The sequence below is a fragment of the Micromonospora sp. NBC_00330 genome (assembly GCF_036136635.1).
Classification (GTDB): domain Bacteria; phylum Actinomycetota; class Actinomycetes; order Mycobacteriales; family Micromonosporaceae; genus Micromonospora; species Micromonospora salmantinae.
Map to the genome: position 1 here is coordinate 1,227,193 of NZ_CP108012.1, position 24,723 is coordinate 1,251,915.

The following is a 24,723-nucleotide window of genomic DNA, read 5'->3' on the forward strand; positions in this document are numbered from 1 at the left end:
GAGCAGGGCGTTCTCGGTCCGCTGGCACCGTAGAGCGACACGATGAACTCGAACTGGCCACAGGGGAATGCACGCCCAAACCGTGCTGTCACATTGCCGGCGGATGCCGCACGGCTGTCAGCCGTGCCGGGGGCACCGGCGGACGGCGAGCACCCCGGCGGTCGCCAACAGCGTCCCGGCCAACAGGTACGTCCAGCGGTCGTGAGCCGCGCCCCAGCCGTCATCCACGCCGACGAGCAGCGCCACCGGGGTCGGCAGCAGCGCCACCACAGCCATCCCGAGCAGCAGCATCGGTGCGGCGAGCGGACTGCCGATCCCGCGCGGCGAACGTCGCCAGCCGACTGTCGACGCGAGGAACGCGACCGCCGCGACGGTCGCGGCCTCACGGGTCAGGTCCGCGTACGGCAGCGACGCGGTCTCCGGCCCGGACCGTGTCACCATCAGCGCCGCCGCCCAGCACGCACCGCCGACGACAGTGGCGAGGGCTGCTCGTACCAGCGCGCCGAGCCAGGCCGGAACCGGCAGGGTCTCCGCGGTCGGCTTCGCGGGGTCGTCGAGCGCGAACGTGACGCCGAGGCCGACGCAGGCCATCACCAACCGCAGCAACGTGATGTGCTCGTCCGGAGGCAGGAACGACCCGGTCACGGCCGGTGGGGTCACGATCGCCACACCGACGACCCCGGCCGCCAGCAGCGGCAAGATCCGCGTCGCCCGCGACGTTGGCCAGAGCAGCGCCGTCACCGTCCGCAGTCGCCCACCCCGCCTCGGCACGGGCCCGCCAGCGGCCTGCCCCGACGCGCCGACGGCGGGCACGTCGCTCACGGGACGCACGGCGGCGCGTCGGCGTCCGGCGCGAGCGGCTGGATCGGCACCCCGAAGATGGCGCCGAAACGCTCCAGCGGTGTGTCCGGCGCGGTCAGCTCGGCCCAGTGCCGCTCGACGAGTGGTGGCACCTCGTCGGACTGCCGTTCCAGCAACTCCAACGCCGGTGCCGCCGCACGGTCGGGTGCCAAGATGCCGTACAAGCCCGATACGTCGCTGAAGACGAGCGCACCGGTGCTCGTCTCGTCCAGCGAACGCATCCCGGCCAGGGTGGTCGGCGACGCCCGCCCGACCAGCCACACCAGGAGCGCCGCCCGCGCCCCGCACAGGAAGTTCCCCCCGTCGAACGCCTTCGCGGCCATCAGCCGGTAGGCAACCTCGGCGGCCAGGGCGGCGGCTGCCCGATCGTCGCCCCACGCGGTGTCGACCCGGACCGCCTCCGGGGTGCCCGCCGCCGCGTCCTCGACCTTCCAAGCGGCCACCGCCTGCATGGCCTCGGCGACGGACCCGGAACCCCCGGCCGAGATCTCCTCGGCGAGGGCCCGCTGCCGCACCGCGAGCGGTGGCCCGGACGAGGCGGCGCTGTCCGGCACGACCGCGCGTACGGCGGTGACCACCGACTCCCACCCGGGAACGAACCCGTCGAACCCTTCGAAGTAGCAGTAGGTGACGTCGCCTCGCGGGACGCACGACTGGATGCTCGCCGGCCGGTCCTTGACGGTCGCGCGGGCCACCGCGATGTCGGGGTCGGGTCGCGACTGGGCCAGGCCGCCGCCGACGGTGAGGATCAGCCCGACGGCGAGCCCGGCCGCGACGACCGACCGCCGTGCGTGGGCCCGAGCCACGGCGGCCGCGACGAGCAGCACGGTGATCCCGACCAGGTAGACCAGGTGCCGGGCCGCGGGCCGGTCGGAGACACCGGCGGGCACCGGAGCCGGGAACTCACTGATGTAGACCGGAAACAGGAAGCGCCAGCCGGTCCCGATGAGCATCAGTGTGGTCACCATGATCGCCGCGTACTCCAGCACGAGGACGAGCAGGACGAGCAGGGGGGCGACCAGCACGGAGCGGATCAGCACCCCGGCGAGCACCCCGACGGCGCCGAGGAGCAGCGTCAACGCCGACGGGGTCAGCATCGCGGCGACGTCGACCGACCCGGCAGCGCCCGGCAGCGCCGCGGAGACCCCGACCCGGACGCCGACGAGCAGGAGGCTGAGGCCGGCCAGCGGTAGCAGTGCCAGGAGGAACCCGCCGACCCGCCAGGCTGGCGGCAGCACCAGCACGTCGTAGGACGCGTCGACGTGGTGTCGGTGCGCCCGTAGCGTGACGAGGTTCGCCACGATCAGCGCCGACCCGCCGAGGATCGGCAATGCGAGCAGCTGGATGGTGATCAGCTCGTCGGGGAGCACCGGATATCGGTTGGCCGAGCCGGACAACGAGCCCCACAGCCACGGGCCGAGGAACAGCAGCGCGGCCGCGATGGTGAGCGGGTGTCGCAGCATCCGGACCGACTCGAACCGGGCGAGTGCGAGCAGCGCTCGCCGACGCCCGTGCGTGGACGACGGCGTGGGACGGGCCGACGCGGCCACCGTCAGGGTCGCGGTCATCGCGCGCCGCCCGCGACCGCCGACGCCTCGGTGGCGGCGCCGACCAGCGTCAGGTAACCGTCTTCGATCGACGGCTGCACCAGCGCGGCCCCGGGTGGCGGGTCGCCGACGTGGCGGTGCAGCCCCGTGCCCGTCCGCCACGACGCCAACGCCCCCGCCTGCCGCGCCGCGCTCGTCCACACCCGGCCGGCGGCCAGCCCGGCCAGCTCTGCCGGGCTGCCATCGAACCGCACTCGGCCCCGGTCGAGGACCACGACCTCCTGGCACAGCGACATGACGTCCTCGGTCTGATGGGTGGACAGCAGCACCGTCTTGCGCTCGCCGAGGTCCGCGATCAGCTCCCGGAACCGCAGCCGCTGCTCCGGGTCGAGGCCGACCGTCGGTTCGTCGAGGATGACCAGGTCCGGGTCGCCGACCAGGGCGGCCGCCAGCGCGAGCCGTTGCTTCATGCCGCCGGACAGGGTCCGGATCCGGGATCGCCGTCGGTCGTCGAGGCCGACGGCGGAGAGCACCCGGGCGACCTCGGTGTGCCGCGTCGTCCGGTGGGTGAGTTCCTTGAGAATCGCGACGTAGTCGACGAACTCGAACACGGTGAACGACGGGTGGAAGCCCGGGTCCTGCGGGAGGTAGCCCAGCAGACGTCGGACGGCGAGCCGCCCGGGTGGTGTGCTCGGGTCGTGGCCGAAGACCCGCAGCGTTCCGCCGTCGGCCGGCAGGGCGGTCGCGACGATCCGCAGCAGCGTCGTCTTGCCCGCGCCGTTCGGGCCGAGCAAGCCGGTCACCCCGGTGCGCAACGTGAACGACACGTCCGCGAGCGCTGTGGTGCGCCCGTACCGCAGCGCCAGACCGGTTGCCTGAACGGCAGTCACCAAACCCTCCTCATCAGGTCGGGGACGTGGTAGCGGTCGTAGGTGCCGCGCTGACGGGACAGCGCCACCGCGGCGATCCCGCCGACGATCACGACGCCGACCTGCCCGGCCACTGTGAAGACGAGCCGGTCGCCGAAGGTGGCGGCGACCACTGCCGCCCAGCCGACGCCGACGACGACCGCGGCCGGCCCCGCGCCGAGCCGAGGCGAGAGCAGCAGCGACAGCACTGTCAGGGCGAGCGACGGCAGGAACCAACCGGTCGCGCGCAGCCCGTACTCGGAGATGAAGAGGCTGGCCACGGCGGACAGCGCGGTGGTCGCGGACAGGACCGCGAGGCACCGCAGCAGCAGTAACCGGAACGAGCGGATCGGAGCGACCACCGCGATCTCGTAGGTGGGGTCGATGCCGGGCGCGAAGGACATCGCGACAGCGACCAGCGGCAACAGCGGGGCTACCGCGAGGAACACGACCGGGTCGGTGAACACGGCGACCGTCGCCGTCAACGTGGCCGTGACCGCGATCGCCACCAGCCACGACAGCCGCAGCGCCGGCGTCGCCGCGAGCAGCCGCGCGGTGTGGTCGGGCACGCCCACCGCAATCATCAACCGTTCGACAGGCCCCGGGCGCGGCGCGTCCAGGGCGGCGTCGAGGCGGGCCCAGCCTGCGTCGATCGCCCACCGGAGGTCGTCGGTCGCGGCGGCGGCGAGGCGTTCGCGGCACTCACCGCACGCGGCCAGGTGCGCCTCCATGGACCACAGACCAGGGGCGGTGAGGGTACGGGTGGCGTAGGCGCGTAGGTCCTCGTCGAGCAGATGCCAGGTCATGTCAACTCCTCTCGCAGCTGCCGGCGGGCGCGCATCGCCCGGGTCTTGACGGTGCCGGCGGGGATGCCGAGCAGGACGGCGGCCTCGGCGGTGGAGAGGCCGTCGAGGACGGTGGCGCGGATGACCGCGCGTAGCTCCGGGGAGAGGCGGGCGAGGGCGCCGCCGAGGTCGCCGTGCTCGAGACCGATCAGTACCTGCTCCTCGGCGGACGACTCGTCGCGGCCGCGCAGGCGGGCCAGCAGTCGGCCGAGCCGGTCGCGGGACGTGCGGCGACGCAGCGCGTCGATGAGCCGGCGCGACCCGATTCGCCACAGCCAGGCAGCGGCGTCGGTGTCGCGGGGCCGGAACGAGGCCGCGGCGCCGGTCCACACGGCGAGGAAGGTCTCCTGCACGACGTCGTCGATGAGGGCGTCGTCGGCGCACCGGTAGCACAGGCGCAGGCGTAGCCACGGCGCGTGCCGACGGTAGAACGCCTCGAACGCGTTCCGGTCGCCGCCTGCGATCAGGGCCAGGAGGCCGACGTCGTCCTGGACGGTCATGCCTACCTATCGCAGCGGGACCGAACGTTGGTTCGCAATGGTGGCACGACTTCTCGTCCCCGGTCGGCACGTCGGACGACCGAGTGCGGTGTCAGCCATGCGAAGCGCCGGGCCTACCGCCCGCCGGAAGGACCGGCTGGCGGTGGGCCCGGCGCCGTCACCCGTCAGCGGCCCTGCAGGCGCTTCACGTTGTCGCCGAAGGTCCAGCCCTTCGACCCGTCCCAGTTCGCCGACCAGGTCATCAGGCCCTTCAGGCCGGGCACGGAGTTCCAGGCCTGCGTGACAAGCGACGTCGACAGGTAGCCGCCGCCCGCACCGGTCTGCGCCGGCAGGCCCGGGACCTGCTTGTCGTACGGCACCCGGATGGTGGTGCCCTGGATCGTGAGCCCGTTGTTCAGGCACTGCGTCTGCACTGTGAAGCCCTGCACGGTGCCCGCCGGGTACGAGTCGCCGGCGCAGCCGTACATGCTGCCGTTGTAGTACTGCATGTTCAGCCACCAGAGCCGGCCGTTGTCCACGTACTTCTTGATGATCGGCAGGTACGAGCCCCAGATCGAGCCGTAGACCACGCTGCCGCCGGTGACGTAGGCCGTCTCCGGTGCCATGGTCAGGCCGAAGTTCGACGGCATCCGGGCCAGCACGCCGTCGATGATCCGGATCAGGTTGGCCTGCGACGTGGACAGGGCGTTGATGTTGCCGCTGCCGGTCAGGCCGGTCTCGATGTCGATGTCGATGCCGTCGAAGTGGTAGGTGGTCAGGATCGGCACGATCGTCGCGATGAACCGGTCGGCGACGGCGGCGGAGCTCAGGTCGATGCCCGCTGCGGCTCCACCGATCGACATCAGGATGGTGGCGCCGGCCGCTTTGGCCTGGCACATCTCGGTCGGGGTGGCCACCTTCACGCCGGCGTCCATGCCGTTCTCCCAGAGAACCGTGCCGTCCGAGCGGATCACCGGGAACGCCGCGTTGATCACGTTGTAGCCGTGCTGGTTGAGCCGGCTGTCGGTGATCGGGATCCAGCCGAGGCCGGGGTGTACGCCGTTCGAGGCCCCGTCCCAGTTCTCCCAGTAGCCCTGCAACACCTTGCCGGTGGGCCGCGACTTCACCGCGCAGGTCCCACCGGTCGGCGGCGGTGTAGTGGGGGGAGGTGTGGTGGGTGGCGGTGTGGTGGGTGGCGGGGTCGTCGGTGGTGGCGTGGTGGGCGGCGGGGTGGTCCCCGTGCACGCGCCGAGGTCACGCCAGAGCGATGGGGTCGAGGCGGGGTTCCAGCCGGCGCCGGGGTGCGCGGTGTGGGTGACCAGCGCCTGGTAGAGCCGGCCGCCGTAGGTGACCTGGGCGCCCGCCTGGTAGGTGGGGCCTTCGGCCCAGGTGGGGGCGGTGCAGGCGACCATCGGGACGGCGTTGGCCGAGGGCACGGCCGCCATGCTGCTGGGGACGAAGGCGACGGCGGCCGTGACGGTCATCGCCGCCCCGGCTACCACTGCGAATATTCGACGGCTTCTCATGGCTCACTCCCCAGGCTTCGATGACCCGCGACCTCCACATATTGACGTTCGCGAGAGTTAATATCAAGGGTTGTTTACAGATAACGGGAAGTCGGGGGAGCGGCCGACCCTCGTGGCCACGAAGCTGCCTGCGGCGAACTCCCGCCGCGGCCCGCGCGTCGCGTCCACCGGTCCGTCGAGTGACCCGTTCGTGGCGTGTCATCCTGCAAGGTGAAACTTGAGTTATTTTCCTCTTCTGTCCCGGATTAGCGCTCGGCGCGAATACGGTGAGGTCGGGCGATCAGGCACGTCATCGCGGCAGCGGAGGCCGGCCGCCATCGGTACGCGCGCTGCTCGGCGGTGCTGCCGACCGGTCGCGGCGTGGGCCCGCTCGCGTTGGCGGCCGTGTGCATCTGCCCGCGTTCGGAAACCACTGACCAACGAGGGAGAAGAGACATGCTCGGTATCTCGCTACGTCGGCCGAAGACCATCGCCGCAACGCTCGCCGCCGCAACGCTGGTGACTGTGCTCGGCTCAGCCGCCCCAGGCGTGTCCGCGGACGGCGGTGGGCGACCAACGCCGGACGAGGGGCATCGCACCAAACCAACGATCGTCCTGGTGCATGGCGCCTGGGCCGACGGCTCGAGCTGGAGTGGGGAGGTCCGCAGACTCCAGGCACGCGGTTTCGATGTCCAGGTCGCGCCGCAACCCAACCGGGGGCCGTCGATCGACAGCGGCTACCTGAAGGACTTCCTGTCCACCATCGAGGGTCCCATCGTGGTCGCGGCCCACTCCTATGGCGGTTTCGTGGCGAGCGACGCCTTGACCGGCAACAAGAACGTCAAGGCACTCGTGTTCGTCGACGCCTTCGCCCCGGACAAGGGGGAGACAGTGGAGGAGCTCACCGCCGGCTCCGGCTCGGTGCTCGAGCCGGCCCTGACCGACCCCGCGAGCGTCTTCAAGCTCGTGCCGTTCCCTGGCGCCCCGGAAGGCGCTGTCGACGCGTACGTCCTGCCGAAGATCTTCATCACCGGCTTCGCCAACGGCCTGCCTCGGCGGCAGGCGGAGGTGCTCGCCGTGTCCCAGAGCGCCCTGGCCACGAACGCCCTGGGTGAGCCGGCCACCGAGCCGGCCTGGAAGACGATCCCCGTATGGGCGGTGATCGGCACCGAGGACCGGGTCATCCCGCCGGCCCGCCAGGAGGAAATGATGAAGCGGGCGGGGGCCGACATCACCCGGATCGACGCCGGTCACCTGGGCCTGATCTCGCATCCCGGTGAGGTCACCGAGGTCATCCTGGAGGCGGCCCGGACGACCGCCTGACGGTCGCCTGACCCTCTTGCAGCAACGGCGAAGAGGCCGGCCGTGGCATCGCGGTGAGCGATGCCACGGCCGGTCGTCGTGTCAGTCGGTCGCCTTGGCAGCGGCCTCGATCTGGTTGGTGACCGCGCCCGCGTCGGTGACCATGGACAGGTGGGGCGCGTTGATCTCGATCGTGTGTGCCTTGGCCCTCTTGGACATGGCGATCTGCTGGGCGGCAGGGATGACGGCGTCCTGCTTGCCGATCACCGACCATGAGGGAATGGTGCGCCAGGCCGGCTCGCCGGACTCCTCGACCAGGGCGTTGAAGGCCAGCGGACGCTGCCGGGCCGCCAGCACCGCCACGTCCTTGGCCGGAATGCTCTTGTCGGCGAACGCCGTGCCGAAGATCGACGGCTTCACGTAGAGGTTGACGTTGTGCGGGTCGTCACCGGGGATCGCGACCTGGTCGAAGACGGTTGACGCTTCGGCCGCGAAGACCGAGCCCGGCATGGCCGAGGTCAGCGACAGCACTGTGTCGTGCTGGTCCGGGAGGTACGCGTCGACGTACACCAGGGCCTTGACCTGCTTGTCGCCCAGAGCGGCGTTCGTGATGACCATGCCGCCGTACGAGTGCCCGACGAGGACGATCGGTCCGGTGATGGTGTCCAGGTACGCGCGCAGATTGTCGGCGTCGTTCTTCACGCCGGACAGCAGATTCGGCGGCGTGACCACCCGGTAGCCGTCGTGCTGGAGCTTGGCCGCCACCTTGTCCCAGCTCGACCCGTCCGCCCACGCCCCGTGCACGAGCACGACTGTCGGCTTGGCGGTTGCGGGACGCGAAAGCTGGGTGTGACTCGTCGAGGCCTGCGCGGTGCCGATACCGGCACCACCCAGGGTGAGGGCACCGATGACCACGCCTACGGAGATGAGGCGCCGCCGGAAGGACAATGTCACTGTGTTTCCTTTCATGTCAATTCGCAAAGAAGTCGAGCAGGGCGGCGTTGACCTGATCGCTGTGGGTCCAGGCAATGGCGTGCGGTCCGCCCTCGATGACGAGGAAGCGTGAATCCCCGATGAAGGCGGCCAGCCGTTGGCCGGTAACCCCGATGGGTAGGACTCGGTCCTGGTCGCCCTGAATCACGAGTACCGGCACGTCAATCGTGGACAGGTCGGCACGGAAGTCGGTGAGCCAGGTCGGGATACAGGCCACCGCGGCGACGGGAGAACCGGCCACTGCCACGTTCACACTTGCCTGGAACGCCTCGTCGCTGACCAGCGAGCCGCCGTAGACGTCTACGTTGTAGAAGTTCTCCAGGAACTGCTTGAACCACCCGTTCCGGTCCGCCCGCGCGGCCTGGATGAACCCGTCGAACAACGACTGCGGTGCGCCCTCGGGGTTGTCGTCAGTCCGCAGGAGGAACGGCGGGATCGGCGACATCAGCACGGCCTTCGCGACCCGCTCGGTGCCGTAACGGCCCAGGTACCGGGCAACGTCGCCGGTTCCCATCGAGTGACCCACGAGGATGGCGTCGCGTACGTCCAGTTTCGTGAGCAGCACGTTCACGTCGTCGGCGAACGTGTCGAAGTCGTATCCACTGTCGGGCTGGCTGGAATTGCCCCAACCCCGCCGGTCATACGTGATGACCCGGTAACCGGCTGCGAGCAGTGCGGAGACCTGCTTTTCCCAGGCCTGCCCGCTCAGCGGGTAGCCGTGGCTGAGTACCACAGGCGTACCGGTGCCGTGGTCCTCGTAATAGATCTCGATCGGGTCGGCTCCCTCTGAGCCAACTGTGACATGGGGCATGCGCACTCCTTGGGCTTGCGTTCCGCGGTGGAACCATGCCGAAGGTACGGAGATGACACCCTTTCGCGAATCACCCGAACCACGTAGTCCCCGTTATTGGCGACCGACCCGACGGACAACGAGAAGTGGGCGATGCGGGGGACCCGGAGCAAACCGCAGGCTGGGCCGAAAAGCGAAGCCGCTGCCCTTCCATCCCTAGGATGTCAATCGTGACGACGCCCGACCGCAGGCTGCCGGACGGGCCGCTGTCCCACTGCGAGTTCAAGGTCTTCGGCGGTCTCGGCTGCCGGCGGGACGGCTCGGACGTCGACCTTGGCCCGGTGCGCCAGCGGATCATCCTGGCCAAGCTCCTTGCCGCCGGTGGTGACGCGGTAGGCCTCGACACAATCATCGACAGCCTGTGGGACGAACAACCGCCGGCCAGCGCCGCCAACCAGATCCACCGCCACGTCGGGAACCTCCGGCGGATCCTCGAACCGGACCTGGACGTTCGCGAAACCGGCCGGTACCTCCTACCGGCCGGTACGGGCTACCGGCTGGTCCTCGCGACCGAGGCCTCCGATCTGGCCATGTATCGCGAGTTGGTGCGGCGGGCCCGCGAGGCGCTCGCCGGCGGGGACGTCATGGCCGGTGTTCGGGCGTACCTGACTGCTCTGGAGCTTGGCCGCAGCCCCGCGTTCACAGACCTTCCAACGAGTGCGTTGAGTTCGCCGGAGTTCGTCGCCATCGAACGGGAGCGCGTCGCGGTGGCGCTCGCGGCCAGCGAGGTAGCGATCGCCCACGGCATGGCCGACACCGTGTTGACCCCACTGCTGAGCGTGGCCGCCGCGGTGCCGTTGGACGAGGCGCTACAGGCGTGCCTGATGCGCGCGTACGTGGCCACCGGTCACCGGGCGGAAGGGGTGCGGGTCTTCGAGCGGACCCGTCAACGCCTCGCCGAGGAACTGGGGGTGGACCCGGGGCCGGAGCTGCGTGAGGCGTATCGGGAACTGCTCGCCAGCGGCTGGACCCTGCAGGAGGAACTGCGCCCGCCGGAGGCACCCCGGCCCGCACAGCTGCCGCCGCAGGTCGCGGGCTTCGTCCGCCGAAACGACGTGGCCGCCGTGCTCGACGACCAACTGTCTGACGCCTTCAGCGATGGCACCATCGTGATCACCGTGCTCGGCGGCATGGGTGGCATCGGCAAGACCGCGCTCGCCGTGCACTGGGCCCACCAGATCGCCAGCGAGTTCCCCGATGGCCAGTTGTTCCTGAACCTCAGGGGTCTCGATCCGGACGGACGCGTCATGTCACCGGAGGAGGCGCTCGCCACGTTGCTCGCGTCACTGGGCGAGCCGGCGGTCTCGTCACCGCAGGAGACCGTCGACGCGCAGGCCGCTCGTTACCGCAGTCGCCTCTTCGGTCGTCGACTGCTGATCCTCCTGGACAACGCGCGCGACTCCGAGCAGATCCGCCCGCTGCTGCCAGCCTCCCGGGGCTGTCTGGTCATCGTGACGAGCCGCAACCGGATGACGAGCCTGGTCACCCGGGAGGGCGCACGTTACCTGCACGTCGATCGGCTGACCGGGGCCGAGTCCCGCCAGCTTCTGATCAACCGCCTCGGTGCCCGTCGCGCCACAGCGAACCCGGAGGCGTTGGACAACGTCATCACGCTCTGCGCCGGGCTGCCGCTCGCACTGGCGATCGTCGCGGCACGCGTGGCTCTCAATCCGGCCCTGCCGTTGAGCGCTGCCGTCAGCGACGTCTCGGCGCCGTCCGCCAGACTCGACGCGTTGTCCAGCGCGGACTCGACCGACGACGTCCGATCGGTGTTCTCGTGGTCGTACCAGGCTCTCCATCCAGCAACGGCGCAGGCGTTTCGTACCCTCGCCGTCCACCCGGGGCCAGGCATCCCGCTGGAGTCGGCGGCCAGTGTCGCCGGAGTCGGTCGCGCACAGGCGCGCGCACTGCTGATGGAACTGGTGACAGCGAATCTGCTCGACGAGTCGCAGGCAGGGCGGTACGTGTTGCACGACCTGTTGCGGGCCTACGCGGGCGAGCTCCTCGACGAGGATCAAGAACGACCGGAGTACGAGCGGCGTCTCATCATGCATTACCTGCACTCGGCCCGCGCCGCGTACGCGAGGCACCACCGGCAGCCGGTCGGCGCCGTTAGCGAACCGCCGTCAGAGGTGACGCCTGAATCGTTCGGCACCGTGCCACAGGCTGCCGCCTGGTACGCACGGGAACGGGCCGCGCTGTGGGCGACAATCGATCTGGCCCTCGCGCATGGCCTGGGGCGGGACGCGGCGGCCATGGTCCTCGCCGCCTCGGCGCCGGGCAGCAACTCCATACCCCCGGGCCGGACCCGGACGGTCCTCGCGATCCTCGATCTGGTCGGCGTGCTCGGCGAGCCGCTGATGGAGGCCGAACTTCTGCGTACCGTCGGTGAGGTCTTCGCCCCGCTGCCGCAGGCCGACGACCATCTCCGTCGAGCCCTGTCCATCTTCGAAGGCGCCGGTGAGCTGGCCGGACAGGCGAACGTCCTGCGAAACCTCGCCGTGCTGTCGTTGTCGCGTGGAGACCACGACGCCGCCAACGCGTACGGCGAGCGCTCGGTGGGTCTCGCCCGGCAGACGGGGCACCAGGAACTGCTCGCCGTTTCGCTGCTGACACTCACGAGAGCGCTCCTGGCCTCCGATCGGTTCGAGACCGGCACACGGTTCGCGGACGAAGGGCTCGCCATTGCCGTGGCGCAGCACCTCGATCACCTGAAGATCTACTACGCGCAGCTCATCGCCGAGTCCTCCTGGAAACTCGGCCGGCTCGAACGAGCGGTGAAGGTGTCGGAGTGGGGATTGACCGAAGGCGTCTGTGAGTCGGACGGTCCCCGGTGTGCCGTCGCGGCGATCCTCGCGCGGGCCGCCTTCGATCTGGGCGATTTGGTGCGCGCGGAACGGGGGTGCCAGCAGTTCGAGAGCCTGATCGCCGACAACGGCTTCCGGGACCTGATCGAGTTCTCCGGCATGGAGCAGGCCGAGACATACCGGACAATGGTCGCGTATGTGCGGGCCCGCTTGAGCTTGATGAGGGGCGCGTCGTGAGCGGATAGGGCGAGCACTCAGTCTGCACTCGTCGTGCACCACGGTGCGATCGGATGGTCGTCGAGACCCCGAACCCTCGCCCGAGGAGCACCATGCGCTGCGTCGTAGCCGAGCCTGCCCGAGCCCTTCCCCGTGCGGTACTGACCCCACGGCAGGAACAGATCGCCCTGCTGGTGGCGGCCGGCTCCACAAACGTCGAGGTCGCGACGAACCTGGTCATCAGCACCCACACCGTCAAACATCACCTCCGCGGAGTGTTCCACCGGCTGGGCGTCGCATCCCGCCGCGAACTGCGCAGCAGGCTGGCCGGCCACGACACGACCAACCACTTCGCCCAGAGCTGCTGCCTGACCAGTCAGGAGCGGGACATCGCGCGGCGGGTCTCGAACGGCGCCTCCAACCGCGAGGTGGCGGCACAGCTGTTCATCAGTCCGAGCACTGTGGACTATCACCTACGCAAGATCTTCCGCAAGCTCGGCATCACCTCGCGCAGAGAACTGGCGAGGCGGGACGCACGTGCCGCGCCCGACCTGGTCCGGCGACCAGCCCTCAGCTAGCAACACCAGGCGTACCGCAGTGTTCGCCTGACCGACGACTCGGCTTGACGTCTCGGTCAGATCTATCCACATCCATATAGCCATGACCGCACATCACCCACACCACTGCCATCACGACCACGGATCCGACGACGACGTGCCGTACGGCCAGGTGGAGATCCCCGCGGGCCTCGGCCGACGGGCGCTGCTGGCCGGTGCCGGCGGAACGCTGATGCTGGCCGCGCTACCGACCGCCGCCAGGGCGGCCAACACGACGACGGCCGGCGCCCCGACCGCAGCGGTCGGCGCCGGCCGGTCATCCCGGATCACCCAGGGCACGATGCTGGTCCACGCCGACATGCACAACCACACTGTCATGTCGGATGGTGACGGCAGCGCCGAGGCCGCGTTCGCCTCGATGCGCGAGGCCGGTCTGGACGTCGCCGCGCTGACCGATCACGCCACCCTCTTCGCCATCGACGGGCTCAGCTCGTCCGAGTGGCGGACCACCGGTGACCTGGCCAACGCGGCCAACGACCCGGGCCGGTTCACAGCGATCCGCGGGTTCGAGTGGTCGCATCCGTTGCAGGGGCACATCAACGTCTGGAACACCTCCGACTTCGCCGACCTGTTGCGGGCCGGCAGCCCCGGCAGCCTGTACAACTGGCTGGCCGGACGACCCGGGGGTCTGGCGAGCTTCAACCACCCCGGCCGGGAGGCGGGTCGGTTCAACAACTTCTCCTTCAACGCCTCGGTCCGCGATCAGCTCGTGGGGCTGGAGATGTTCAACCGGACCGACGACTTCCTCTTCGAGGGCTGGTCGTCGGGTGTGGCGTCGCCGCTGGTGGCCTGCCTGAACGCCGGTTGGCGGCCCGCTCTGACCGGTGTCACCGACGAGCACGGCTCCACGTGGGGCTTCCACGAGGGCAAGGGCCGCAGCGGTCTGTGGGTCGCCGAGAACACCCGCGCGGCGGTGTTCGAGGCGATGGCCGCCCGCCGCTCCTTCGCCACCCGCGTCTCGGGCCTACGGGTGGACGCCACCGCCAACGGCGTACGCATGGGTGGCGTGCTGAACGTGACCTCCGGCGACATCCGGTTCCTGCTGGACCTGGATCGCGGCACGGCCTGGGACGGCAAGCCCTTGCGGATCCAGGTCCTCCGCCCCGGCACCTCGGCGCCGACCGTCGTCGACGTCATCGACACCGTCAACGGTCAGGTCACCGACTTCACAGTGCCGCTCGACGTCACCGACGGCGACTGGGTGGTGCTCCGGATCTCCGACCCGTCAGTGCCCAACGGCACCCCCGGCCCAGCCGGCCACCCGTGTAACGACTTCGGCGTGGCCTACACCAGCCCCTGGTGGCTCCGGCAGTGACCGTCGAGGTGCCGGTCCCGGCATGCCGGCCAGCCGCGCGCGGCTGCGTCGGCCTTCCGGGACCGGCATCCGGCTTCGCGAGGTGGTCGCGTCTCGGCGTGGTCAGCGAGGAAACGGTGGCAGCGTCGGGCTGTCGAGCCAGGCGGCGAACAGATCGCCCAGCGGCTCGCGGGCGAAGCGCTGGGCGTGCAGCCGGAATTGCGCTGTCGTCACCGTCGCGTGCTGATGCTCGTCGACCCAGGCTCGCAGGAGCGCGAAGAACGAGTCGTCACCGACCCTCTTCCGCAGAGCGTGCACCGCGAGCGCGCCACGCTTGTAGACCAGCGGGTCGAACATCCGGTCGACACCGGGATCCGCGACGACGACCTCCCGCGGACGATCCGCTACCCACCCGTACCACCGTGCGGCCAAGGCGTCAGTGGACAGGTCGCCGCAGACCCCGGACCACAACCACTCGGCGTACGTGGCGAAGCCCTCGTTGAGCCAGATGTGCCGCCAGTCCGCCACCGTCAGACTGTTGCCGAACCACTGGTGGGCCAGCTCATGCACCAGAAGCCGCTCGTGTGTGCGCCGCCCGTCGACGTGGTTGCGTCCGAAGACGGCCATGCCCTGCGCCTCGACGGGATCGTCGAGGTCGTCGTCGGCGACCACGACGACGTACTCGCGGAACGGGTAAGGCCCGAAGAGCCGCTGCAGCGCCGACATGATCTCGCCGTGCCGGCCGAAGTCGTGGGCGACGTTCCTGCGCAGCGCCGGCGGGATCGCGGCACGCTGCACCACCTCGCCCACTGTCAGGTCCACCACCTCGTAGCGTCCGATCTGCACGCTCATCAGGTACGGCGAGGTGGGCTCGCGCCGCTCGTACACCCAGGTCGTGCTGCCCGCGCCCCGGCGTTGGAGCACCGGATCACCGGTCACCAGCACCGTGTACGCGGAGGAGGTCGTGACCGCCACCCGGAAGGTGGCCTTGGCGCCCGGCTGGTCGTCACACGGAAACCAGGACGGTGATCCGTTCGGCTGGCTGGCCACGAGCGCCCCGTCGGTGAGCTCCTCCCACCCGAGCTCGCCCCACCGGCCGGAGATGGGCACCGGCTTTCCCGCGTACCGGACGTCCACCCGGAAGGTGTCCCCGGCGCCGATCGGCCGCTCGGGTTTGATCTGCAGTTTGTCCGGCCGGTGCAGGTACTTCGCCGGGCGCCCGTCCACCCGGACGTCCTGGACGCGGAGCCGACCGAGATCGAGAGTGAACCGCGACAACGACTGCTCGGCCACCGCGCTGATGTCCGCCCGGCCGCCGAGCCGGTTCGACACGACCCGGTAGTCGAGGTCGAGGTCGTAGTGCAGCACCCGGTAGCCGCCGTTGCCGTGCTCGGGCAGGTAGGAGTCGCCGGAGCGACCGGCGCCGGGCGTTGCGCCGCTCGACGCCGACGCCTTCGGGCTCATGCCGACCGTGCCGCTGGCGCCGACCAGGTGGTGATCGGGTTGCCCAACCACCGGCTGTCGCTCGGCACGGCGTCACCGCGGGTCACCAGCGAACCGGGCCCGACGGTGCTCCGCGCCCCGATGCTCGCGCCCGGCAGGACGATGCCGTGTGGGCCCAGCGCGGCTCCCGCGCCCAGTGTCACCTCGTCCATGCTCATCACACGATCATGGAACAGGTGGGTCTGCACCACACAACCGCGGTTCACCGTCGCGCCGTCGCCCAGCCGCACCAGGTCGTACTCGGGCAGCCAGTAGGTTTCCAGCCAGACACCCCGGCCGATCTTCGCACCGAGCGTGCGCAGCCACGCCGCGAGCAGTGGCGTGCCGGTCGCGAAGCGGACCAACCACGGCGCGGCGAGAACCTCGACGAACGTGTCGGCGAGCTCGTTGCGCCACACGAAGGAGGTCCACAGCGCACGCTCGGCCACCCGGAAACGCCCGACCAGCAACCACTTCGCGGCCGTCGCGATGGCGGCGGCGACGATCGCCGCACCCAGCAGCACCGGCCCGGCCGCGAGCGCGGCCGCCCACCACCCGGCAGCGCGCCACACGAGCGCGAGTACGGCCAGCACGCCGATCGCCAGAGCGCCGGCGCACATCACCGGAACGATCCGGCACAGCTCGATCGCAGCCCGGGCCAGCTTCAACCGGACCGGCGGGTCGAAGGTGCGGCTGGTGTCGGCCGCCTCCACCGTCCGGCGCAGCGGCATCGGCGGTGCGCCGAGCCACGACGAGCCCTTCTTCGCCTTGAACGGCGCCGACGACAACACGCCGACAAGCCCACGCTTGGGCACCGAACGCCCCGGCGCCGCCATTCCTGAATTGCCGAGGAACGCCTGCTTACCGATGCGGGCCGGAGCCACCCGCAACCACCCGTGGCTCAGCTCGTAGGTCGCGACCATCGTGTCGTCGGCTAGGAAGGCCCCGTCGGCGACCGTGGTCATCGCCGGCAGCGCGAGCACTGTGGATGCCTCCACCCCGCGCCCCACCTTCGCGCCCAGCAGCCGCAACCACACCGGTGTGAAAAGGCTGGCGTAGAGCGGAAACAGCCCGACCCGGGCCATCCCCATCAGCCGCTCGGTCGTCCAGACCTGCCACGCCACCCGCCCCTGCACCCGGTGATACCCGGCGCGCAGGCCGATGCTGAGCGCCCGGACGGCCCCGAGCACCAGTAGCGCGTAGCCCACGACGTAGGCGACGGTCGCCACCGCGACGGCGCCCAGCACGGCGCCGACCGTCGGTCGGACGGCGAGCGTCCAGCCGAGCAGGGCGAGCGCCGGCAGGGCGGCCACTACCGGAACAAGGCCCAGCACCTGGGCGGTCATCCCGTACGCGAGCGGCCAGAGGCGTGCACCCATCCGCGATCGAGGGGGACGCCGCCCGGGCCACCCGTTCGAATCCTTGCCGGCGGCGGCTGCCGGTGAGCCGGCCCAATGGTGGTTCGCCGGTACGGCGCCGGCCACCGTCGAGCCCGCGGCGACCCGGGCACCCTTGCCGACCCGAGCGCCCGGCATCAGGGTGCTGCGGGATCCGACCCGTGCGTCGGCACCGACGCGAACCCTGCCGATGCGGACGACATCCCCGTCGACCCAGTGGCCGGACAGGTCGACCTCCGGCTCGATCGCCGCGCCCCGGCCGAGCTTCAGCAGGCCGGTCACCGGCGGCGCGGAGTGCAGGTCCACGTCGGCCCCGATCTGCGCGCCGAGGGCCCTGGCGTAAGTGATCATCCAGGATGCTCCGGCGACGCTGGTGGCGCCGCTCAGCTCGGCGAGGCGTTCGGCGGCCCACAGCCGCAGGTGCACACCGCCGCCGCGTGGATAGCTGCCGGGGCGGACCTTACGAAGCAGCAGTCGCGCTCCCGCGGCGGCCAGGACTATCCGACCCGGCGGGCTGAACAGCACCAGCCAGCCCAGCGCCACCCACCACCAGGAGACGGCCGGCGCCCACGGTGCGGGAGCGAACAGTGCGAGGACGTTGCCGAGGGCGGCCAGAACGGTCAGCCAGCGAAACCCGACCAGCGCGAGCATCGGCACCATCATCGCGGCCTGGATCAGCCCGGCGCGCCTCGGCACCGGCCGGACCTCCCGGCGCGTCACCGCCGAGCTGTCGAGCGCGTCGAGCACGGCCGCGAGCCGCGACAGTTTCGGGTGAAGGTAGATGTCGGCCACCGAGACGCGCGGGTGCCGGTGCCGGATCCACGCCACCAGTTGCGCCGCGTTCAGGCTGCCGCCGCCATGGGTGAAGAAGTCCGCGTCCGCCTCGGTGGGGCGTACGCCCAGGATCTCCGCCCAACCGCCGGCGAGCCATTGCTCCGTCGCGGTCAGCTCAGCCAGCGTGTCGGCCGGGGTGGCCAGCGGCCAGGGCAGTGCGGCCCGATCCACCTTGCCGGAGGTCCGGGTCGGCAGCGCGTCCACCACGGCCAGCAGCGGCACCAGCGCGGCCGGCAGCTGCTCACGGATCCGCAGCGCCGCCGTCGCGGCATCGAAGGCGACGCCGTCGTGCGGAACGACGTACCCCACCAGCAGTTGATTGCCCGCGGCGGTGCGCTGCACCGCCGCTGCCGCACCGGCGACGGTGGGCAGCGCCTGCAGTGCGGCGTCGATCTCACCCAGCTCGATCCGACGTCCGCCGAGCTTCACCTGCTCGTCACCGCGACCGACGAACAGGAGACCCTCGGGCTCCGCCCGGACGATGTCCCCACTGCGGTACGCCCGCTGCCAGCCGAGCGCGGGCAGCGTCGCGAACTTCTCGGCGTCCTTGCCCTCGTCCAGGTAGCGGGCGAGGCCCACCCCGCCGATCACCAGCTCACCGGTCTCACCCATCTCGACCGGAACACCGAAGCCGTCGACCACGGCGAGCTCCCAGCCGGCCAGCGGCAGCCCGATGCGTACCGGTCCCTCGCCGGTCATCCGCGCGGCGCAGGCGACCACGGTCGCCTCGGTCGGTCCGTAGGTGTTCCAGACCTCGCGACCCTCGACGGCCAGCCGCTGCGCCAGCTCCGGCGGGCAGGCCTCCCCACCGAAGATCAGCAGCCGGACCTCCTCCAGCGCCTCGACCGGCCACAGCGCGGCGAGCGTCGGCACCGTCGACACCACCGAGATGCGCTGTTCGGCCAACCACGGACCAAGGTCGACGCCACTGCGGACGAGTGACCGCGCGGCCGGCACGAGACACGCGCCGTTCCGCCACGCCAGCCACATCTCCTCGCAGGACGCGTCGAACGCCACCGACAGCCCGGCCAGGACCCGATCCTGCGGACCGACCGGCTCACTGGCCTCCTCGGCGAGGAACAACTGCGCCTCGGCGTCGACGAAAGCCGCCGCCGCGCCGTGGCTGACCGCCACACCCTTCGGGGTGCCCGTCGAACCGGAGGTGAAGATGATCCAGGCGTCGTGGTCCGGGCCGGGCCGGCCGGTCCGACCCGCGGGGGTACGCCGCAGCGACACCGCCAGCCCGTCACCGAGGACCGCCACGACCCCCGCCTCGGCGAGGACGAGCTCGGCGCGTTCCTCGGGATCGTCCGCGTCGACCGGCACGTAGGCCGCACCCGCCGCGAGAACGCCGAGGATCGCCAGGTACAGCTCCGCCGTACCGGAGGAGATCCGGACGCCCACCCGATCGCCGACACCGATTCCGTGCCCGGAGAGCGACCTCCGTACGGCCTCGACCTCATCGGCCAGGTCGCGGTACGTCAGCGCCGTAGCACCGTTGTCGAGAGCAAGAGCTTCGGGATGCTTGCGCACGGAGTCGTCGAGAATGTCGACAAGCGTGCGGCGGGCCGGGGCCGTGGAGGATCGGAACACCGCCGGGTTCACCGGTGCGGCAGCTGTCGGCGGTAGCGCGACCACCTGAGGATCACTCGTTACGGGCACCGGGCGTTCACCATCTTCAGCTCGCGGATCAGCGTCGACCAGGCGTGCGGCAAGCGAACCCGCCCCGGGCAGCCCTCAACGCTACGTCGCACCGGCCGACGATGACGGCGAAGCATCGGCTTCGTGTCCACCACCACACCGATGCATTTCCTCGCCGGCAGCCCTCGCCGACCGACAGAACCCCGTGCAGCAGTCGTTCTGCCGATACGTGTCGCAGTCAGCGAATCGGAGCGGGAGCCGGCGCACGCCCGCTTGTACCCAGTTCATCACGATGAGGCGGACGTCAGATGCGCAGAGTGTGGCTGGGGCTGCAGCCGTAGGCGGCGCGGTAGTCGGTGCTGAAGCGTCCGAGGTGGGTGAAGCCCCAACGCGTGGCGATCATGCCGACGGTGACACCGTTGGTCGGGCTGGCGGCGCGCAGGTCGCGGTGCGCCCGTTCCAGGCGGACCTGGCGGACGTACCGCATCGGGGTGGTGTCGTGGTGACGGCGGAACGCGAGTTGCAGAGCGCGGGGGCGTACGCCGGCCGCGGCGGCGATCTGGTCGAGCGTGATCGGTTGGTCCGCGTGGTCGTCGACGTAGGTCACGGCTCGGCGTAACGCCTGCGGGGTGACCTCGCCGGTGGCCCGCAGGGCCCGGTCGTGGGCGGTGTTGGGGAACACGGCAAGGGCCGTCGCCGCGAGCAGGTGGCGGGTGTTCCCGGCGACCAGCGGGTTGGCCATGAGCGCGGGGTCGAACAGCACGCTGCGGGTCAGGTGGGAGACGGTCTGGGTCCAGTGGCGACCCAGCGCCGCCGAGATCGGCCGGGAGCTGTCGAAGCGCAGATCCGCGCCGCTGATGCCGGTCTGCTGATGGGCGACCTCCTCCAGCAGGGCGCGGGGAAGGCGGGTGATGAACGCGTCGATGTCGTCGAAATCGGCCTCCTGGGACTGATCCGGCAGCATCAGCGCCACGTCGCCGTGCCGTAAGCGGTACTCGTCCTTGTTCCTGGCGATGGTGAAGCGGCCACTCATCATGTGGGTGATGTTCAGGTCCCCGTCCGGTGCGGTCTGGAGCTGGGTGCGCGCCGAGTAGTGCAGCCGGGTCAGGTCGATGTCGGCGAGCCTGGTGGTGATGGTGCGCAGGCCGGCTCCGTCGCGGCTCTCGCCGGCGAATCGCACCTTGACGTCGAAGAAGGCTCGCCGGATGTAGTCGTGCGCCTCGTCGGTCTCGGCGGTGGCGTAGCGCTGCCAGTGCGAGCCGGAGTAGACGGTGCCGTCCAGCATTCCTCCACCCCTCCTGCCCAGGAACCGGGCGACCGTTCATCCACGATACGCACCGACTTCGCGCCAGGCGTAGCGCTCCGTCCGTCCCGCTGGCGGTAGGGCCGTGGCCGCGGATAGACAGCAGGTAGATCGCCGCTCGGGCCGTTGCCAGGGTGATCCGGCGGGTGCCCTCGGTCAAGCAGTCGGGCAAGGGCAGCCGTGTCCCACCAGTCGAGGTGGTCACGGCCTCGGGTCCGGCGCCTCAGCGAATCAGGCGGGACGAGTGACGATGGTCAGCGTCTTGCGAACGAATTCCAGTGCTTCGTCGCGGAGCGCCGGAGTTTCGGCCGAGACGATGAGGTAGCCGGCGCGTTGCGCGCTCCAGGTGGTCGCCGACACGACGTCGCCGGGGTTCTTCCACCAGCCGCACCTGACGAAGGCCGGGTGTGCTTCGATCTCGGCCATGCCCCGCATCTCGACAAGGATGCCGGGCGGCGCGATGGGGAGGTAGCTCGCCGCGTACGCGACAGGGCGCGGCGGTGGTTCGGGCAGGGGCATCGCCATGGCGAGCCGGACGACCATCTCGAACCAGTCCAGCCCGTAGGTGAGGCTGAGCAGGTCCATGAGGTAGTCGCCGGGGGTCCGGACGGCGATCTCCATCAGGGTCGGCCCGTCGGCGGCGAGCCGGAACTCGAGGTGCACGATGCCGGTGCGCATGCCGAGCGCGGCCACCACAGCGGTGCAGAATTCCGTCACCTCGGCGGCGGCCTCGTGGTCGAGGTGGATGCCGGTGCGATGCGCGATCTCGACGAAGTGGGGCGGCTCGGCGGTCTCTTTGGCGGTGAGGTTGGCCAACCACACCTTCCCGTCGCTGAGCAGGGCCTCCCAGCTGTATTCCGGGCCGTCCACAGCCGTCTCCACCAGGAGCGGGCCATCGTCGTTCCGGCGTGCCACGGCGTCCTGGAAGGCGTCCAGGTCCTTCACCAGTTCCACTCCCTCGCTTCCCGCGGAGGACAGTGGCTTCACGACAACCGGCAGACGGGCCCTGGCCCAGTCGCGCGCCGATTCCAGATCGTCGGTCATCAGGTACTCGGGTTGGCGGATGCCCGCCGCCGCGAACAGGCCCCTCTGCAGGGCCTTGTTGCGGGAGAGGGTCGCGGCGTGCAGGGACGGGCCGGGAAGACCGAGCCGGTCCTGCAACAGGGCCGCACCGAGCACGTTGTTCTCGGTGAACGCCACCACTCCCGCCGGCTTGCGGTCAGCCGCGGCGGCCCAGGTTCCCTGGGCCCACTGCTCGTCGTGGTTGCCGGGGGCCACCCGGATGTGGTCGACGAGCCCTGCCGTGTCGGCGGCCCGGGCCGCGCCCTCCACGGCTGCCACCCGCAGACCCAGCCGTCGCGCGGCGGTGAGGTAGGGCCTGCCCATGAATCCGACGCCGACCAGCAGCAGCTCAGACATGGCTGTCCGCCTTGTCGGCGGCGGTGACCTTGATGGAGGCGAACATGTCCCGCAGGAACTGTTCGAGCACGGCTGTGGGTGCCGGGCCGACGATACCGGCGATGGGTACGTCGTACTCGGCGTAGCTGAGGGCCTGGCTGACCGGCTCGTCCTCGGTGCGCTGCACCCAGCGCCAGGTCAGCGGGCTGTGCCGGAACTCGTCGGCGCCCGTGATCGTGCAGAACGTCGCACCCACCGTGTGACCGGGGAAGATGAACCAGCCGTACCGGGCGTCCGGGCCGGCGTCGCGAGCCTCGGGGGCGGAGGCGCCGGGCGTCGAGAGGGCCCGCAGTTGCACCGACGGCATGTGCACGGCGGTCGCCAGTTCGAAGGTGTCGGCCACCCCGGCCCCGCCAAACCTGCTGGCCACCTCGAGGAAGACCAGACCGTCGGGCGTTTCGATGCCTTCGAGGTGGAACAGGCTCGTGGTGATGCCGACGGCCCGTAGGCAGGCGGTGGTCCACTCCACGACGGCAGGCGGGGTGTCAGTCTGCACCGAGCCGAGCGGGCTGCCCTCGGCGTACCCGAGGCAGGTGCCGACGTAGCGGCTGGCCTGGAGTGTGACAGGTGTGCCGTCGACGGCCAGCCCGTCGACGTGGATGATCGGGCCGTCGACGAACTCCTCGATCTCGAAGCCGCTCGGGTCCGCGTCGGAGGGCAGGCCGTCGCGGCGCACCGCCTCGAGGGCTGCTTCGGCGGTGTCGAATACGCGTACGTCCTGGCTGGAAGCGCCGTCGAGCGGCTTCAGGACCGTCCTGCCCGACCACCCGATGGCGGCTCCGGCGAGGGCCGAGATCAGCGGGAGGTAGCGCGGCACCCGCAGACCCGCTCGGGAAGCGGCGGCCTTCATCATGACCTTGTCGCGTACCGGAAGCACGTCGGCCTCGCGGGGGCCGGGCACGCCCAGCGCCTCCCGGATGCGCGCCGCGGCGATCAGGTCGAACTCGGACTGGGCGATGACCAGGTCGGGTCGCGGTTGGCCGGCGAGCGCCGTCACCACCTCGGTCTCCGTGGCGCCGGTCCCGGGCCGTTCGATCCGTGTGCCGGGCAACCGTGCGGGCAGTGTCGCCATGCGCTCGGCGGTACCGATGAACGTCACCTCGTGGGCATCGAAGTCGAGGCCCTCCGCGTAGCGGATGATGTCATCGGTGATTCGGTGCAGGATCAGGATGCGCATGGGGATACCTCAGTTGAAGGACCAGTGGGAGCAACAGAACGGCGATGAGAACGGAGCCGAGCACCGCGCCGAGTAGCACTGCCTGCGCGCCGTGCGCGGTGGCGAAGACGGCGACGACGAAACCCGAGATCGGCAGGGAGACCTGGTTCAACAGGACGATGAGACCGATCGTCTTGCCGAGGTGTTCGCGGGGAATGCGGCGGACCCGTTCGGCGCGGATGAAGACGTTCAGGATGCCGACAGTGCCGATCAGCATCGTGTAACCGATGGCGAACTGGGTGAACGTGGTCGCTTGGCTGATCGCGAGCCCGCCCAGGCAGATGATCACGAACGTGCCCAGGATGGCGACCAGAGGGCTGATACGCCGGGACAGCCGCGGGATGATGAAGAAGATCAACAGGGAGAGCACGCCTTCGGCGAAGGACAGAACGCCGAAGTAGCGGTCGGGCTTGCCGAAGGTGCCGGTGGTGATGGCGGCGCTGGTCGCCATGCCGACACCGACCATGAGGTTCACCATCATCGTCAGCCCGACCAGGCCCACCATCGGGGGGAGCTTGAACAGGGTCCGCGCGCCCTCGGCCACCGAGGCCAGCACGCCGCGTACCGTCGTGGGCTCGTCGTTGGTGACCGCGCTGCTCAGGCTGCCGCGCAGCGTCAGGACGTTGAGTGCGGTGAGCGCGAACAGCGCACCGGTCACCAGCAGGAGATCGGTCGTCCCCAACAGGGTGGCCAGCAGGACCGCGAGGGCCGGCCCGAGCACAGTGCTCGCCTGCTCGGTGCCCTGAATGACGGACTGGGCCCGCACCATGTGCTCGGCGGGCACGAACCGGGGGAGGGTGGTCTCCATCGCGATGTACGCCTGGGCACTGGCCAGGGACATGGATGCGGCAAGAACGCTCAGCGTCACCACAGTCGCGTCCGGCCAGGCCAGAACGGCGACGAAGGCGGCTGCGGCGAGGAGCGCCCGGACGCTGTCGGCGATCAGGTAGAGCCGGTAGCCGTCGACCCGGTCGGCGAGCACCCCGGCGACGGGGACGAAGATGACCCGCGGAAGCCACTCGACCAGGAAGACGAGCCCGCTCGCGGCGACACTGCCGGTGGTCTTGAAGACCAGCAGCGGGATGGCGAACAACAGGAACTGGTCGGCCAGCGCCGCGACCCCGCGGCCACCGACGAAGCGCACTATCTGATGCGGCCGGATGTCTGC

Annotated in this window: 18 protein-coding genes; 4 read left to right on the forward strand and 14 right to left on the reverse strand. The window is 70.5% G+C overall.

The genetic code is table 11. The features are described from left to right. Positions 1–117: 117 nt before the first annotated feature. From OG598_RS05415 to OG598_RS05440, 6 genes are all read right to left on the reverse strand, one after another. On the reverse strand, positions 118–822 hold the full coding sequence (locus OG598_RS05415; protein ID WP_328653319.1) for a hypothetical protein: 705 nt from the start codon (positions 820–822) through the stop codon (positions 118–120). Then, positions 819–2,429: a hypothetical protein gene (locus tag OG598_RS05420; protein WP_328653320.1), complete on the reverse strand. Its 1,611-nt coding sequence runs from the start codon at positions 2,427–2,429 to the stop codon at positions 819–821. Before OG598_RS05420 ends, OG598_RS05415 begins: the two co-directional genes overlap by 4 nt. Beyond that, on the reverse strand, positions 2,426–3,298 hold the full coding sequence (locus tag OG598_RS05425; protein ID WP_328653321.1) for an ABC transporter ATP-binding protein: 873 nt from the start codon (positions 3,296–3,298) through the stop codon (positions 2,426–2,428). The genes OG598_RS05420 and OG598_RS05425 overlap by 4 nt, the downstream gene beginning before the upstream one ends. Further along, complete coding sequence (locus OG598_RS05430) at positions 3,295–4,122, reverse strand: hypothetical protein (protein WP_328653322.1); 828 nt, start codon at positions 4,120–4,122, stop codon at positions 3,295–3,297. Before OG598_RS05430 ends, OG598_RS05425 begins: the two co-directional genes overlap by 4 nt. Then, on the reverse strand, positions 4,119–4,661 hold the full coding sequence (locus OG598_RS05435; protein ID WP_238680895.1) for an RNA polymerase sigma factor: 543 nt from the start codon (positions 4,659–4,661) through the stop codon (positions 4,119–4,121). Before OG598_RS05435 ends, OG598_RS05430 begins: the two co-directional genes overlap by 4 nt. A gap of 164 nt (positions 4,662–4,825) precedes the next feature. Beyond that, entirely contained in the window at positions 4,826–6,166 is a 1,341-nt protein-coding gene (locus tag OG598_RS05440) for a carbohydrate-binding protein (RefSeq protein ID WP_328653323.1), read from the reverse strand. 435 nt (positions 6,167–6,601) lie between these two features. Here OG598_RS05440 and OG598_RS05445 point away from each other — a divergent pair, with 435 nt between their 5' ends. Beyond that, positions 6,602–7,468, forward strand: a complete 867-nt coding sequence (locus OG598_RS05445) for an alpha/beta fold hydrolase (RefSeq protein WP_238680893.1) — start codon at positions 6,602–6,604, stop codon at positions 7,466–7,468. A gap of 81 nt (positions 7,469–7,549) precedes the next feature. Here OG598_RS05445 and OG598_RS05450 read toward each other — a convergent pair whose 3' ends face one another. Both OG598_RS05450 and OG598_RS05455 read right to left on the reverse strand, forming a co-directional pair. Further along, on the reverse strand, positions 7,550–8,401 hold the full coding sequence (locus OG598_RS05450; protein ID WP_328653324.1) for an alpha/beta fold hydrolase: 852 nt from the start codon (positions 8,399–8,401) through the stop codon (positions 7,550–7,552). 16 nt (positions 8,402–8,417) lie between these two features. After that, positions 8,418–9,251 (reverse strand): alpha/beta fold hydrolase, encoded by an 834-nt coding sequence (locus OG598_RS05455; RefSeq protein ID WP_328653325.1) that lies wholly within the window; start codon positions 9,249–9,251, stop codon positions 8,418–8,420. A 125-nt stretch (positions 9,252–9,376) separates the two neighbouring features. Between OG598_RS05455 and OG598_RS05460 the strand changes: the two genes are divergently transcribed. From OG598_RS05460 to OG598_RS05470, 3 genes are all read left to right on the forward strand, one after another. Beyond that, positions 9,377–12,334 (forward strand): AfsR/SARP family transcriptional regulator, encoded by a 2,958-nt coding sequence (locus OG598_RS05460; RefSeq protein ID WP_328653326.1) that lies wholly within the window; start codon positions 9,377–9,379, stop codon positions 12,332–12,334. A gap of 92 nt (positions 12,335–12,426) precedes the next feature. Then, entirely contained in the window at positions 12,427–12,891 is a 465-nt protein-coding gene (locus OG598_RS05465; RefSeq protein WP_328653327.1) for a response regulator transcription factor, read from the forward strand. 82 nt (positions 12,892–12,973) lie between these two features. After that, positions 12,974–14,245, forward strand: a complete 1,272-nt coding sequence (locus OG598_RS05470; RefSeq protein WP_328653328.1) for a CehA/McbA family metallohydrolase — start codon at positions 12,974–12,976, stop codon at positions 14,243–14,245. Positions 14,246–14,347: 102 nt separating this feature from the next. On the opposite strand, the gene OG598_RS05475 is transcribed toward OG598_RS05470, so the two are convergent. The 6 genes from OG598_RS05475 to OG598_RS05500 all read right to left on the reverse strand — a co-directional run bounded on the left by OG598_RS05475 (position 14,348) and on the right by OG598_RS05500 (position 24,699). Beyond that, positions 14,348–15,688 (reverse strand): M1 family metallopeptidase, encoded by a 1,341-nt coding sequence (locus OG598_RS05475; RefSeq protein ID WP_328655280.1) that lies wholly within the window; start codon positions 15,686–15,688, stop codon positions 14,348–14,350. Beyond that, a complete protein-coding gene (locus OG598_RS05480) occupies positions 15,685–19,599 on the reverse strand; it encodes a Pls/PosA family non-ribosomal peptide synthetase (protein WP_328653329.1) in 3,915 nt (1,304 codons plus the stop codon). Before OG598_RS05480 ends, OG598_RS05475 begins: the two co-directional genes overlap by 4 nt. Positions 19,600–19,882: 283 nt before the next feature. Further along, positions 19,883–20,863 carry a helix-turn-helix transcriptional regulator gene (locus OG598_RS05485; protein ID WP_328653330.1) on the reverse strand — a complete coding sequence of 327 codons (981 nt, stop codon included), beginning with the start codon at positions 20,861–20,863 and terminating at the stop codon, positions 19,883–19,885. 249 nt (positions 20,864–21,112) lie between these two features. Continuing rightward, positions 21,113–22,300, reverse strand: a complete 1,188-nt coding sequence (locus tag OG598_RS05490; RefSeq protein WP_328653331.1) for an ATP-grasp domain-containing protein — start codon at positions 22,298–22,300, stop codon at positions 21,113–21,115. Next, positions 22,293–23,516: an ATP-grasp domain-containing protein gene (locus OG598_RS05495; protein ID WP_328653332.1), complete on the reverse strand. Its 1,224-nt coding sequence runs from the start codon at positions 23,514–23,516 to the stop codon at positions 22,293–22,295. The genes OG598_RS05490 and OG598_RS05495 overlap by 8 nt, the downstream gene beginning before the upstream one ends. Next, the gene (locus OG598_RS05500) at positions 23,482–24,699 is read right to left on the reverse strand and encodes an MFS transporter (RefSeq protein ID WP_328653333.1); all 1,218 of its coding nucleotides are present in this window, start codon (positions 24,697–24,699) and stop codon (positions 23,482–23,484) included. The genes OG598_RS05495 and OG598_RS05500 overlap by 35 nt, the downstream gene beginning before the upstream one ends. Positions 24,700–24,723 lie beyond the last annotated feature (24 nt).